Annotated in this window: 9 protein-coding genes, 1 pseudogene and 2 CRISPR repeat arrays; of the genes and pseudogenes, 1 reads left to right on the top strand and 9 read right to left on the bottom strand. The window is 66.7% G+C overall.

All coding sequences use genetic code 11. The annotated features are described in order from the left end of the window. Positions 1-1,139 (bottom strand): ABC transporter substrate-binding protein (locus QSG27_RS23150; protein ID WP_306710301.1); only part of this gene is annotated, 1,139 nt, incomplete at its 3' end. Positions 1,140-1,291: 152 nt separating this feature from the next. On the opposite strand from QSG27_RS23150, the pseudogene QSG27_RS23145 reads away from it, so the two are divergent. Further along, positions 1,292-1,438, top strand: a pseudogene (locus tag QSG27_RS23145) (IS5/IS1182 family transposase); the annotation flags it as partial. 97 nt (positions 1,439-1,535) lie between these two features. Further along, positions 1,536-3,360: a CRISPR direct-repeat array (repeat unit 32 nt; unit sequence GTTTCAATCCACGCCCCCGCACGGAGGGCGAC). Positions 3,361-3,563: 203 nt separating this feature from the next. Here QSG27_RS23145 and cas2 read toward each other — a convergent pair. The 8 genes from cas2 to QSG27_RS23105 form a co-directional block, all read right to left on the bottom strand. Beyond that, on the bottom strand, positions 3,564-3,854 hold the full coding sequence (gene cas2, locus QSG27_RS23140) for a CRISPR-associated endonuclease Cas2 (protein WP_306710299.1): 291 nt from the start codon (positions 3,852-3,854) through the stop codon (positions 3,564-3,566). Between the two features lie 9 nt (positions 3,855-3,863). Beyond that, positions 3,864-4,904, bottom strand: coding sequence for a type I-C CRISPR-associated endonuclease Cas1c (cas1c, locus tag QSG27_RS23135; protein WP_306710298.1), 1,041 nt, complete (start codon positions 4,902-4,904; stop codon positions 3,864-3,866). Beyond that, on the bottom strand, positions 4,901-5,569 hold the full coding sequence (gene cas4, locus QSG27_RS23130; protein WP_306710296.1) for a CRISPR-associated protein Cas4: 669 nt from the start codon (positions 5,567-5,569) through the stop codon (positions 4,901-4,903). The genes cas1c and cas4 overlap by 4 nt, the downstream gene beginning before the upstream one ends. A gap of 3 nt (positions 5,570-5,572) precedes the next feature. After that, complete coding sequence (gene cas7c / locus QSG27_RS23125; protein WP_306710294.1) at positions 5,573-6,445, bottom strand: type I-C CRISPR-associated protein Cas7/Csd2; 873 nt, start codon at positions 6,443-6,445, stop codon at positions 5,573-5,575. Positions 6,446-6,451: 6 nt separating this feature from the next. Continuing rightward, positions 6,452-8,296, bottom strand: a complete 1,845-nt coding sequence (cas8c, locus tag QSG27_RS23120; protein WP_306710292.1) for a type I-C CRISPR-associated protein Cas8c/Csd1 — start codon at positions 8,294-8,296, stop codon at positions 6,452-6,454. Next, positions 8,293-8,952: a type I-C CRISPR-associated protein Cas5c gene (gene cas5c / locus QSG27_RS23115; RefSeq protein ID WP_306710290.1), complete on the bottom strand. Its 660-nt coding sequence runs from the start codon at positions 8,950-8,952 to the stop codon at positions 8,293-8,295. Before cas5c ends, cas8c begins: the two co-directional genes overlap by 4 nt. Before the next feature lie 568 nt (positions 8,953-9,520). Next, positions 9,521-11,809, bottom strand: a complete 2,289-nt coding sequence (locus QSG27_RS23110) for a CRISPR-associated endonuclease Cas3'' (RefSeq protein ID WP_306710288.1) — start codon at positions 11,807-11,809, stop codon at positions 9,521-9,523. Between the two features lie 227 nt (positions 11,810-12,036). Continuing rightward, a CRISPR array of direct repeats spans positions 12,037-12,807; the repeat unit is 32 nt; unit sequence GTCGCCCTCCCCGCGAGGGCGTGGATTGAAAC. 259 nt (positions 12,808-13,066) lie between these two features. After that, entirely contained in the window at positions 13,067-13,333 is a 267-nt protein-coding gene (locus QSG27_RS23105; RefSeq protein WP_306710286.1) for a hypothetical protein, read from the bottom strand. Positions 13,334-13,504 lie beyond the last annotated feature (171 nt).

Raw genomic sequence — 13,504 nt, 5'->3', positions numbered from 1 at the left:
GCGCGCGCCGCGGCCGCCCCCCCCCGCACGCCCAGCGCCGCATCGCCCTTGCGCGCCGCCACCCCGCCCTCCTCGTCCAGCACGCCCAGCAGGCCGCGCAATTCCTCCTGCCGGCGGGTGATCAGCGCGTCGAACAGGGCGGCGACCGCCGGTTCGCGGCGGCTGCCCCGCTCCGTCTCATAGGCGAAGCCGCCCGCCGCGGCGAAGGGGTTGCCGGTCCCCGCCGGGGCGTCCCGGTAGACCGCGGGGCGGACCGGATGGCGGCGGATGTCCGGGTGGAACAGAATCCGCTGCCCCTCCTCCGACAGGGCGAAACCGACGAAGGCGGCGGCGGCCTTCGGGTGGGGGGCCGCGGCGGTCACCCCGATGTGGGCGGGCAGCCAGGCGGTGCGCTCCGGATAGAGGATCTCCACCGGCTTGCCGTCGGACTTGGCGTTCAGCGCCTGGAAGTCGATGGTCGGACCGGCGCCGCGCCGTCCCGAGGCCACGCTGTCGCCCACCCCCGGCCCGCGGTCCATCAGCTCCGCGCCGGCGGCGATGCGCTGCAGCAGCCTCCAACCCGCCTCCCAGCCCTCCGCCTGGAGGATGATGTCCACCAGCACCGGGGCGAAACCCACCCGCGAGGGCACCGGGAAGGCGACATGGCCGGCCAGGGCGGGATCGGCGAGGTCGGCCCAGCTCCGCGGCGTCGGCAGCCCTTTTTCCGCCAGATAGGCCGGGTTGACGACCAGCCCGTAGCCGGCGACCTCGAACGCCTCGAACCGGCCCGACGGATCGGACAGGATCTGCGCCCCGATGCGGCCCGGCAGGGCCTGCCGATCAATCTTCAGCAGGCCGATCTCCAGCGGGCGCAGCCGCCCCTCGTCGCGCAGAACCGGGAAATTGCGCAACGCCGGGGTCCAATAGACATCCACGCCGCCCTGGCCGGCCCCGCGCAGGATCGGCATCGCCTCCCGCCCGGTCTTCCAGAGGATCTGCACGTCGGTGCCGGGATTCGCCCGCTCGAACGCCGCTTCGAACCGCGCGACCAGCTCGTCGGGGTAGCTGGTCAGCACGAGCAGGTTCGATTCCAAAGGTTCCGCGCGCAGCGCACCCGGAAGGATGCTCATCGCCAGCACAACCAACGCACGCAGTCTCATCGCGGGCTCCGTCACAGGGGACCGATCGGGCCATACCCATTCGCTATGTTTGATTGGATACAGCGCACACCGGCGTCTGTCAACGGGCGCTATATACGTTCGGTATATAACCGCAATTATTTTATGGGAACAGGGGTGGAATTCCGATGTGGGTGGCGATGCTCAGGTACAAGGTTCCGATCGGACGCAGCCTGCGCGCTCGGATTCTGCCCGCGTAGAAGGTCGAAGCGGCCGCCGGCTGCAAGGTCATGGACATCATGACCAGCTTGGGCATACCGGTCTCCCGCAAGGTCAACTGATTACCGCTGCCCAGCGGGGGACTTTACCGTGGTGCCGGTTTGCGCACCAAAGTCCGTTCGCGTGACAATGCCCCGCGGTCTCTTCCTCATCAGGGCCGTTTCAATCCACGCCCCCGCACGGAGGGCGACGACGTTGGCCGGGAAAGACCTGTCCGGCTACATGTTTCAATCCACGCCCCCGCACGGAGGGCGACCCGCCGGCGCCGGCATCGCCTTGGCCAGGCGCAGGTTTCAATCCACGCCCCCGCACGGAGGGCGACGGCACGAAAACTCTCAGCGCCAATTGCCCCACCGAGTTTCAATCCACGCCCCCGCACGGAGGGCGACTTGAGCACACCGGTCGGGTTGCGGTTGGAGGCGGGTTTCAATCCACGCCCCCGCACGGAGGGCGACTTGGTGACCGGCACGCCGGACAGACCGTCAGCGGTGTTTCAATCCACGCCCCCGCACGGAGGGCGACCTGCACGACGGTCGGTGCCATCGCGGCGGAAGCCGGTTTCAATCCACGCCCCCGCACGGAGGGCGACCCGCTCCGGTCCCCGTGCCGAGGTACTGGATGCCGTTTCAATCCACGCCCCCGCACGGAGGGCGACTATCGGGCCGGCATGAGCGTGCTGCTCAAGGTGGCGTTTCAATCCACGCCCCCGCACGGAGGGCGACCGGCGCAATCGTGAGCCGGCGCACGACGTATTCGCTGTTTCAATCCACGCCCCCGCACGGAGGGCGACGCGGACCCCCGGCTCTTGCTGTCGGACGTCAGGGTGTTTCAATCCACGCCCCCGCACGGAGGGCGACTCGCGGCACGCACCTGTTCCGCCCGCGTCCTCGCGTTTCAATCCACGCCCCCGCACGGAGGGCGACGGCCCAGCTTCTCCGCCGCGTCCCGCGTGGTGATGTTTCAATCCACGCCCCCGCACGGAGGGCGACGGCCTGACCCCTGAGAGGCGGGCGCGGCTGAAGGAGTTTCAATCCACGCCCCCGCACGGAGGGCGACGCGGCCCTGTTGGATCAGGTCACGGAGGGCGGCAAGTTTCAATCCACGCCCCCGCACGGAGGGCGACGCCACATCGACGCTGCTCCGTCTGGGCGTGGCGGTTTCAATCCACGCCCCCGCACGGAGGGCGACGTCCTTTGTCCTGGTCGATGATGCCGGGACGACGTTTCAATCCACGCCCCCACACGGAGGGCGACTCGGGGTCGGTCAACACCGTCCGCGCCATCACCGGGTTTCAATCCACGCCCCCGCACGGAGGGCGACGATCGCCCGCATCGCCGATGCCACCGAAGGCGCGGTTTCAATCCACGCCCCCGCACGGAGGGCGACCTCCTCCGCGATCTCGGGCACGCCCTCGAACGGCGTTTCAATCCACGCCCCCGCACGGAGGGCGACCCTCTGTTGAGGGCACCTCACGTGCGGCATGGAGTTTCAATCCACGCCCCCGCACGGAGGGCGACTCCAAGAAGGCCGCGACCCCTTCGGACAGCTTGGGTTTCAATCCACGCCCCCGCACGGAGGGCGACGTGGTGGCGCCCAGCATGGCGACGCCGATGCGGACGTTTCAATCCACGCCCCCGCACGGAGGGCGACGACCTGATCCACCCACATGTTCAGGTGGAATCGCTTGTTTCAATCCACGCCCCCGCACGGAGGGCGACACGAGCCCTATGACGGGCATGCCTTCGTCGGGAGGTTTCAATCCACGCCCCCGCACGGAGGGCGACGCCGATCAGCGCCCCAACCGGGCCGCCAATCAGGTTTCAATCCACGCCCCCGCACGGAGGGCGACCCGAAGGCCCGGCTGCGCTGGCATCCGTAGGGAAAGTTTCAATCCACGCCCCCGCACGGAGGGCGACGGGAGCCACCTTCATCATCACCCGCCTGTCGGAGGAGTTTCAATCCACGCCCCCGCACGGAGGGCGACTCCTCCAGCATAACCGGCTGGCAGGTCAGCGGAAATAGGCGCAGTTGCGCGAACGTTGGAGCGGACCCGAGCTTATTACTTAGGGCCTGTAGCCCAACTCCACAAAAATCCAGCGCACTCAAGGGAAAGCCGTTCGCGCGAACCCTCTCGAGCTTCCGTGGCCGCTTAGGGTTCGCGCGAGAGCCGTTGATGCACTCGCGGAATTACAGTATGAGCGGTTCGTCCAGGTCGGTCGGCAGGCGGCTGCCGACATGCTCCACCTTGTTCCGAGCCGACGAGCCCAGCAGGTAAAAGCGCAGACTGTCCGTCTTCGGGTCGATAAGGTCCAGCAGCCGGGCACGAAGCGCCGTCCATTGCGCCGGGTCCACCGTGCATTCGAACACCGAGAACTGCACGCGCACGCCGTGGTCCTGGCAGACCTTCGCCACCCGGCGCAGCCGCCGCCGGCCAGCCTGGGTTTCGGTGGACACGTCATAGCAAACCAGCACCAGCATAGCCGACGCTCACTTCCATAGGAACGGCGGGTAAGCGTCCAGGTCGCCCCGCAGGTGCCGCGCCAGAAGCCGGGCTTGGGCGTGCCACATCAGCCCGAACGACAGCTTCTCGTTCAAGAACGGATGGGTAAGCTCTTCCTTCTTGCGCTTCTGATAGGCGACCAGGACCACCTTGCGGGCGTCGCCGGTCAGGGTTACCGCCCCGGTCTCGCCAATTTCGAAGTCGTCCGGCCCCAGCTCTTGCCGGTTGATCAGCGTCAGCACCAGCCGGTCCGCGAAAGGGGCTCGGAATTCCTCTACCAGATCGAGCGCCAGCGACGGGCGCCCGGGCCGGTCGGCGTGGAGAAAGCCCACCTGAGGATCCAGCCCCACCGTCTCCAGCGCGCCGCGCACATCGTGCGTCAGCAGCGTGTAGACGAAGGACAGCAGGCAATTCACCCGGTCCAGCGGCGGTCGGCGGCTGCGCCCCCGAATGCGCCAGTCCTCGCCGTCGCGCCGGATCATGGCGCCAAACGCCGCGAAGTAGAAGGCGGCCGCATCGCCCTCAACCCCACGCAGGCGGTCCACCTCCGCCACCGGATCGCCACCGGGGCGGTCGAGCTGCGTCAGGGCGCGGCTCAGCGCGTCTTCCGCAACCCCCAGCGCTCCGCCGGGATCGTCGTGGTCGCGGCGGTGACGGCGCACAACGGTGCGCTGGTTGGCGAGCTTGCCGGCCAGCAGGTTGCGTGTGACCGTGGCGGCGCGCTTCGGATCGTCGGCGGCCCGGTACTGGGCGCGGCGCAGAAGAACATTGCCGGACACCGGCCCCTCGACACGGGCGAGGAAGCGGCCATTCCCGGTCAGGAATCCCACCGACACGCCCTGCTCGGCGCAGTGGCCGAGAATGTAGGGGCTGGCCCCCACGGCGCCGAACGCCACCACCCCTTCCAGCGCCAGCAACGGCACAAGCGTGCGCGCGCCATCCTCGCGCCGCACCTCGATGGCTTCGCCTTCCTTGGACAGGTAGCTGCCAGGCGTGGTGACGTAGAGCGTGTTGAGAAGGCGTTTCATGGTTCATCTTCCCGAAGGGCGCGGGCGAGCCATCCGGCGGCGGAGCGCTTGGCGGACGCCTTTGGCAGGCAGATTGGTTCCAGGGAGCAGGAGCGGCACTTCGGCCCCGGTTCCGGCGGCGGCGTCACCCCGCCGGCCAGCAGGGCGTGGAGCGCATGCGCTGTTTCCTCCGTGCGGGCACGCAGTGCGTCGTCGAAGGCAACCTCCTGGCGGCGGCGCGGTTCACCGTAGAACAGGGCGCCACGCGGCACCGGAACGCCCAGCATCTCCTCCAGGCACAGCGCCTGGGCGCAGAGCTGCACGCGGTCGGCGTCGTGGGGCTTGGGCTTGCCGCGCTTGTACTCCACCGGGTAAGGCTGCGGCGGACCAGACCGGCGGGCGCGAAACTCCACCACGTCCGCTTTGCCGATCAGCTCCAGCCGCAGACTGCGCAACGCCACGCCACGGGCTATGCGCACCCCGCGCCGGGTCTCACCGGGAGCCTCGTCCACCCGTTCGTGCAGCACGCGGCCCTCGGCGGTCAGCAGGTTCTCCGCCCAGGCACCCTCCAGGTGGATCAGCGCACACTGACGCGGGCAGAAGGCCAGATGCTGCAAGGCTGACAGCGGCGCCAGAGCGGAGTCGCCATCCGGCGCCGGGTCCGGCACCGGGTGCAGCACCGCCATCCGCTACAGCCGCTCCTCGATCTCCACACCGTCGGGAAGACCGTCCCGGGTGATGGTGACGGTGTAGTCGTCGAATCGGCGCGGAGCGCTCACCCCCTCCTTCCGATGCACCTTCACCCGCTCCAGCAGCGTGTGCGCAGGGGCTTCGCCCAAGGGGGAGCGGTGGCGGAACACGATCAGCTTCCGCGCCGCCATCTCGCCGCGCGCGGCGGAGCGGTCGTGGTCGAACATCAGCAGCAGGGCTTGGAAAAACGCCTCCAGGTCGGCGTCGGAAAAGCCGGTCTGCTTTGCCAGATGCGGAGAGATGAAGCCGCGTGCCGCGTACAATCCGTAGGGCACGATGTACTTGCGCCCCATGGTGCGGTTGTCGCCATGCTGCTTCTCCGCTTCGGCGTCCGTCGTCACGGCCATGCGGGTGACGGCGACCTCGGTCGGAACGATGGCGTCGATGCTCTCCGCGAAGGTCAACTGAACGGGGCCGCGCACCTGCCCGCAGTTGATGTCCGTCGTCATCACCGCGCCGAAGGTGCGGATGTCGAAAAAGTTCCGGCACATCCACGTCGTCACCGCCGCGGCGCCGTCCCCCTTGGGCAGCTTCTTGCTCTCGGACTTGATCCCCGTGGCCTCATAGGCGCGGCTGTGCTGCTGGTTCAGCACCGCCTTCTCGCGGACGTAGATCTCGTAACCCGGCTCGCCGCCGCGGGTCAGTTCGATGAAATTGCGGACCTTGCGTTTCAGGCACACGTCGGTGACCAGCCCCTGCCCGGTCTCCGGGTCCAGGCGCGGCATGTTGCCGGCGTCCGGATCGCCATTCGGGTTGCCGTTGCGCACGTCGAACAGATAGACGAACTCGATGCGGGATTCGTGGATGCCCATGGCGGCTCACTCCGGGACGGAAAAGGTATCGACCGGCTCGGCGGCGTCGATGCCGGTGGGGTCGCTATTGGTGGCGGGAACGGCGGTTTTGCCGGTCTTGCGGTCGGCGCGTTCGTGGTAATAGCCGAGGAAGAAGAGACCGCGCTGCTCCAGGTCCAGTGTCGGCGGAAAGCCGGTCAGCGGCTCCTGGACGTCCTGCAGGGCCACGTCCAGCACGCGGGCAAGGCCGGGCTTGCTCCCACGCACCTTCTTCAAATGCTTCTGCGCCAGCTCCAGCAGGAAGGGGAAGGCGGCGCGCGGCGTGGAGGACGCGGCGCCGATGTGCTTGTCGCGGATGGTGGCGTTCAGGTCGCGCCCATCGGCGGCGGCCTGCTGGATGCGTTCCAGCACCGCAAACAGGCGGCCCAGACGGTAGCCGGGATCGGTGCGGGTCGGATCGAGGCTCACGAGGCTATCCCCCTCTTGCCCAAGGCCGGCAAGGCGCCGGCGGCGCACCAGCACCGCCTTCAGCAGCGCCATGCGCGGGTGGTTGATCGTGTGGTCGGCGCGGATGCGGTCGAGCAGGACGGCCAGCAGGCTGGCCGGGTACGGACCGCCGCCCAGCACCGCGCGCAGCAGGTCGCCTTGCAGCTTGGCCAGCCCTTTGTCGTTGGGATCGGGGCGGGCGTGATCGCCGTCGCGCCGGTACTTGGCCTTGGTCTCGTTGGCGAGCGCCCAGATGGTGGGGCGGTGCGGCTGGTTGTCCCACTGGGTGATCAGGTCCAGGTCGTGGAAATGCTGGGCCAGCCGGTCGGCCATGACGCCCAGCCCATCGGCCACCCAGAAGCGCACCGCCAGCCGCGCGGCGTTGCCCGACAGGCCGAGCACGAAGAAGCGTGCGCCCACCTCGTCGGGGAACAGACCGTCGCGTCCCTTCGCCAGCCGGTCGAGCGCCGCCCGGATTTCGCGGACAAGATCTTCGTCTTCAGCCCGCTCCTCCGGCCGGCCGAAGACGAGGCCGACGTCCTCCTCAAACCGGGTGGTCCGGTCGGTCCAGAACAGGACGGAAACCTCGCCGATGACGATGTGGCGCGTGCCCCGCCGGCCCAGCAGATAGTTCAGCGCCGCCGTGTAGCCGTGCGCCACCCGCGTGGACATCGGCGCGTTGAAGTTCTGCGTCTTGCCGTAAGAGGTGTAGGCGTCGTCGTTGAAGGAGACCAGCGCCGCCCCGGCGGTCTGCGCGCCCGGCACGCCCTTTACCGCGGGGTGGATGCGGGCGATGGGCTGCCCCTCCTCCCCCGTGGCAAGGCACTGGCCGGTGACCGCGTCCCCCTCCTCCGCCAGCAGGGTCCGTTCCCAGGCGTCCCGGATCTCCGCCAGGTCGTGGATGAAATCCTCGTCATGGCGGAGGCGGAAAACCAGCCAGCCCGACAGGATCTCAGGGTCCGACACCGACGGCACCCGCCCCGGTTCCCAGGTCCGGAAGAAGTCGAGCACGGCGCGGGCGGCGGGGTGGTTCATGCCCTCCAGCACCGCCTCATGCCGCGCGCGGGAAGCGGCGAACTGATCCAGCGCGCGCGCCCGCTTGCCCCCCTCCCCCATCCCGAACAGATAGGCGGCGGAATCGCATAGAAAGCCCGGCAGGATCGCCACTGTCCGTCGCGGCGGCTGCGGCACATCCACCAGCCGGGGCCGCTTCACCGTCTTCTTGCCAGCGGCAACGTCCTGGCGCATGTCTTCGACGATGAAGACGCCCCCGTCGGGGTGCAGCACGACGCAGCCCGTGACCTTCTCGCTGGAAAAGCCGTAGGGCGGCAGGTCGTCCGCATCGCGCAGGCGCTCGTAATAGCGGAAGAGTTCGGTGACGATCATCGCCCGCCCCCGGCGCGGTGGAGCGGCGGCACCTCGATCACCCCGTCCATCATGGTGGCGCGGAAGAAGTGCGGCGTCATACCGTCGGCAAAGTCGATGTCGTGCAGCATCCAGCCCAGGTCGCGCGTGCCGCGCAGTTCCTCCGCGATCTCGGGCACGCCCTCGAACGGCGCGAACCATGCGGGGAACTCGCGGCAGCCGAGGCAGGGTTGCCAGACGCACTGGCCGCGCGCGATCCGGCGACGCGCCATCTCCAGATGCTTTCCGGGATTGTCCTGCGGTCCGGCCTTGGAGGTCATTTCGAAATGCGCGTCGATGACATAGCCGACGTCGCGCAGCAGGACGCTGGCCCGTTGCTGGCGTTCCTCGTCGGCGTACAGGGCCGGGGCGCCGCCACCCGCCATGCCCTGCCGTGCGGTGGTGTAGGACGCCTTGGAACCCACCTCATTGCGCCGGACGGTGTCGAAGCGGATGGGCTTCAGCACATGGATGCGATCGATGACCCAGCGGATCGCCGGCTTCCAGTGGATCGCCTCCAGCACCCCGCGTGCGGCGGATGGGGTGATCACGTCGTACGAGACGCGCTCCGCCTTCATCTCCGGTCTGGAGAACAGGGCGCGCTCTCCCCAAACGTGAATTCGAATGCCTTGAGACATAGCTTCATTCATCCCGGCGCAGCGAGGGACAAGTGAGGCTGGCATGAAATCCGTGACCGGTCAACCCATGAGGGAAAATGTCGCAGGTCGAGAAGAGAGCACGGAATATTGCAGGTTAGGTCGAGGTCGGGCACGTTGATACGAACACCGTTATTGGACTTTTGCTGACGCTCAACCGGCCCCACTTCCTACCTTGACACAATCATTCGTTTCAACATCGATGCAGCTCTTTTTAAAATAGCCATGGACTTATTATTTTCAAATATCTGCACATTCTGAATCACGATACTGTCGATGTTTATGATTTTTATGGACTCCGGACGGTCACATCCTGTGTGATTGATCTTGATGGCAAGCTCCTGTGTGCCTCTGCCTATGGCGAGAAGCGTTTAGCAGTTCTCCGAACCTGTTCAAGCGCAAGTTTCAATCCACTTGCCACCTCTGGAGGCGGCAATATTGGGGTTCTTGCGAATGTAATGTTCGATGACTATCCCGAACCCCACAGACAGTTTAGACCAAAGGTGGCTGGGACATCGTTGCACAGGCGTAGCAACGGCTGCGCAAAGGGTCAAAGAATGTTCTCATCTTCGGAACGGTCGCGCGGATCGCGCGCCGTTAGCCCGAGTTCGTCGTCATACGCCCCTTTATCCGCGAGCACGAGGAACTGCTTGTCCGGCCCGACCGCCTGCACCGTTCCGGCGGCCAACAGGCGCAGCGCCCTTGACCGCGGCAATGACACAGTGTGCCGTTGCAGTTTGCGGGCAAGCGCCGCCGGGCGTTCCGCCATGCGCAGGGCCGCGGCCCATCCGCAGGCCGCTTCCGTGTAGGGCGTAATCACCGCCAACTGATCATCGTCGATCACACGGAAGCGCTCCGACACTTCGCGAAACGGCAGGGCCTCGATCCGCCCTGCCCTGCCGAATGCCGCCCAGGCCCCGCAGACATCGAAGGGGTCGCTGCCGTCGCTGTTCCGCCCCTTCCCTCCCGCCGCGTAGAGCGCGCGGAAGTAGGATTCCAGCACCGCCGGGTCCAGCGCCTCGTCCCAGTCGCGGTCGTACAGCACCTCGCGCGCCTTGTCGCGGCGGCGGTTCAGGTCGGCCAATTTCAGCGCACGATCGGTGTCGAACACCAGCACGGCGCCCCGTGCGCCCTCCCCCAACTCGCCGTTCCGGTTGCAGCGCCCCGCGCTCTGGGCCACCGAGTCCAGCCCGGCCATGGCGCGCATCACCAGCGGGAAGCTGACATCCACCCCGGCCTCCACCAGTTGGGTGGACACCACCCGGCACGGCCTCTTGTGCTTCAGGTCCTCACGGATGGCGTCCAGCACGGCGGAGCGGTGTTCGGCGCACATGGCGGCGGACAGATGGCGCACGCCCTCCACTCCGCTCTGCTTCAGCAGCCGGAACAGGTCGGCGGCGTGCGGCCGGGTGTCCACCACACACAGCGCCTGCGGTGCCTCGGAGAGATGGCCGACCAGCGCCGCGTCGTCGAGGGGACCGACATGTTCCACGCGGACACGCCTCATGGCTTTGTGCAGACGTTCCGGTTTCTGCACGATCGGTGTGATGTCCGGAAGCCCGAAGTCCAGAGGCTGGTCTTTCCCAAGCGCCGGCTGCGTGGCCGTGCACAGCAGCACCGTGCAGCCGTAGCACTCCACCAGTTCGCGCAGCACGGCCAGGCAAGGGCGCAAGTGCGGCACCGGCAGCAGCTGGGCTTCATCCAGCACGATCACCGAGCCCGCGACATTGTGCAGCTTGCGGCAGCGGGAAGGCCGTCCGGCGAAAAACGACTCGAAGAACTGCACGGCGGTGGTGACGATGACTGGAGCGTCCCAGTTTTCCGCCGCCAACTTGTGCCGGTCGGAGCCGTTGCCCTCCTCCGCATCCTTGCCATTCTCGTCCTGGGGTGGGCGGTAGGCGCAATGATGCTCCACCACCGCACCGGGCAAACCACCAAAGACACGGTCGCGGAACTCCTGCGCGGTCTGCTCGATGATGCTGAGATAGGGGATCACGTAGATCACCCGCCGCAGGCCGCGCTCCCGATGGTGCCGCACGTGGGACAGCGCGAAGGCCAGAGACGACAGTGTCTTTCCGCCCCCCGTCGGCACGGCCAGGGAAAACACTCCCGGCGGCTTTGCGGCGGCGGCGCGGCAGTGCTCCAGCACCTCTTCCCGGATGCGGTTGACCGAACTGTCCCCTTGGGCCTTTGCGGCCTCCATCTTGCCCGTAAGATAGAGGTCGAGCGCCGCCCCGAGCGTGTCCAGATCCGGTGCGTGACCGCGCTCCGCAGCCGTTTCGGGATCGGAAAAGCCTTCGGTTGCCAGGGCGTCGGCATCCGTCAGGCAGGAGAACAGCATGCGCACGAACAACGACGCCTGAAAGCCGTCGCGCAGTGTCACCGGGGGCAACCGATCCGGCAGCAAAGGCGCTATTTCGGCCATGAATCCGGCTCGCGCCGCGGCGGCGGAGGGTGAGGCCATGATCCGGTGCCTAAGGCTCCCGGTTTCCCCGCCTCCGCCGTCCGGCAGCCCGGCGTGATGCCCGGCAACCGCATAGGCGAGCATCCAGCCTGCATGATCCTTGTAACGTTCCAGCGCGTAGACGGCCCCGGCTGAGGAATGGTCCACCCGTCTCCGCTTGCCCTTCAGCGTTGACAGATAATCCTGAAAAGCCTGAGCATATTTCCCGGCGTCGTGCAGCAGCCCCAACGTTCGTGCGAAGGCGGCCGCCGAGCCGTCCGCAATCAGATGGGCACCGAAGCCGTGCGCGGTTTGGGCGACGAGTTCCAAATGCTTGCGCAATGGCTCCCAGTCCGCTTTCGCCCGATTGGGCAGCGTATGGGCGTACCAGTCCATGGCAACCTCGCACTTTGGTGAGTCTCCACCTTACCAGTGCTCTTGCGTTCGCGCGAACCTCAAGCTCTCATACTACTCCCGGGAGGTTCGCACGACTGAAAAACATAATGCCACCAACAGCTTGTATACGATGCGGAAAAGCCCACACCCGATGTTCTCCCCAAAGAGGACAGGTTCGCGCAAAGATGACCATTCTCCATGAAAGAACAATAGCTTACACTTTGGCGGTCGCCCTCCCCGCGAGGGCGTGGATTGAAACCGCGACCGGCACCGCGTATCGCTGAGCCCGCCTTGCGTCGCCCTCCCCGCGAGGGCGTGGATTGAAACTTGGCGTCCGGGTCGTAGCCCTGACCGCCCACGGTCGCCCTCCCCGCGAGGGCGTGGATTGAAACAAGCCTTTGCACGAGGACCCGCCGCGCGGTGGCCGTCGCCCTCCCCGCGAGGGCGTGGATTGAAACAGCGCCTTGTCCAGGTCCGCCAGAAGGGCGGCGGCGTCGCCCTCCCCGCGAGGGCGTGGATTGAAACCAGCCGTCTGCCGGGCGTTCATGCCCTTGTCCACAAGTCGCCCTCCCCGCGAGGGCGTGGATTGAAACCTTTTGCAAGCGCCAATTAGCTCAGGAACAAGCACGTCGCCCTCCCCGCGAGGGCGTGGATTGAAACAGCGACAGGGCGCCGCGGGTGACGGCGCGCAGCTCGCCCGTCGCCCTCCCCGCGAGGGCGTGGATTGAAACAGGGCACCCAGGAACACCGATACGTTCCGTGCCGTCGCCCTCCCCGCGAGGGCGTGGATTGAAACGGCATCCAGGGGCCTGCCAACCAGAACGCCGCCAAGTCGCCCTCCCCGCGAGGGCGTGGATTGAAACGCCTGCTCGATCAGCTCACCGTTGCGACCGATGAAGTCGCCCTCCCCGCGAGGGCGTGGATTGAAACAGGTCCTGGAGCGCGCCGACATCACCTTCGGCGAAGGTCGCCCTCCCCGCGAGGGCGTGGATTGAAACAAATTGTCGGCGTTGGTCGCACGGTCGCGGTATTCTGTAGCAAACACACCCAGGTTTTAACCTGAACATGCTGCACGCCTCAACGCGTATACACTGGAGAATATCGACATGAATGCCGATGCTACTGCTTATAGTGACCCTGATACAAATAATGCGCCCACCGCAAACTTTCTGGACATCGAATATGGCGCATTTCGGCTGCGGCCGGAGCCGCAGCCGATCGCTTATCTGCATCTCCCGAACGGGAAAGCTGTCCAGATTACAGGCCGAAGCTCTTGCGGAGTTCCGAAATCAGAATAGCCGCGTCTCTGTTGACCGAAGTGAACGGCGTTGTATGATTCGCTCGCTCAGCAGACTGCAAAATTTCTACAACTTTGTCATCAGACAGCACGCCAGACTCCCGCAGATGCTGAATCAACTGCGTTGCAATCGCAAAGCTAGCTAAGGATACGGCTTCGATCTTCACAGGTTGCTCCATGGACGGTTTGGCAACTCCATGGTAGCGCAAGAGGAAGCGCGTCGTCATGGCGCGCGCTTCCTCCTTTATGCCCGGCCGCGCTGCCAATACCCGCACCAATCCACGGACGGCGGCAGCGCGCCGGCCCGGAAGCCAACGGAGCGTAAGCGGTGTTTTCAGGCCACGGCGGTTTCGGCCTGCCGAGCATAGCTCCAGGGCAGCAGTTCATCGAGCTTGGTG

The organism is Azospirillum isscasi (genome assembly GCF_030849505.1).
Lineage (GTDB): Bacteria > Pseudomonadota > Alphaproteobacteria > Azospirillales > Azospirillaceae > Azospirillum > Azospirillum isscasi.
The sequence above is the reverse complement of the archived record's forward strand: the minus strand, read 5'-3'. Positions and strand labels throughout refer to the sequence as shown.

Excerpts from the sequence above, each read along its gene's own strand:
- cas2 (WP_306710299.1), bottom strand. The coding sequence starts at position 3,854 with ATGCTGGTGCTGGTTTGCTATGACGTGTCCACCGAAACCCAGGCTGGC.
- cas1c (WP_306710298.1), bottom strand. The coding sequence starts at position 4,904 with ATGAAACGCCTTCTCAACACGCTCTACGTCACCACGCCTGGCAGCTAC.
- cas4 (WP_306710296.1), bottom strand. The coding sequence starts at position 5,569 with ATGGCGGTGCTGCACCCGGTGCCGGACCCGGCGCCGGATGGCGACTCC.
- cas7c (WP_306710294.1), bottom strand. The coding sequence starts at position 6,445 with ATGGGCATCCACGAATCCCGCATCGAGTTCGTCTATCTGTTCGACGTG.
- cas8c (WP_306710292.1), bottom strand. The coding sequence starts at position 8,296 with ATGATCGTCACCGAACTCTTCCGCTATTACGAGCGCCTGCGCGATGCG.
- cas5c (WP_306710290.1), bottom strand. The coding sequence starts at position 8,952 with ATGTCTCAAGGCATTCGAATTCACGTTTGGGGAGAGCGCGCCCTGTTC.
- QSG27_RS23110 (WP_306710288.1), bottom strand. The coding sequence starts at position 11,809 with ATGGACTGGTACGCCCATACGCTGCCCAATCGGGCGAAAGCGGACTGG.
- QSG27_RS23105 (WP_306710286.1), bottom strand. The coding sequence starts at position 13,333 with ATGACGACGCGCTTCCTCTTGCGCTACCATGGAGTTGCCAAACCGTCC.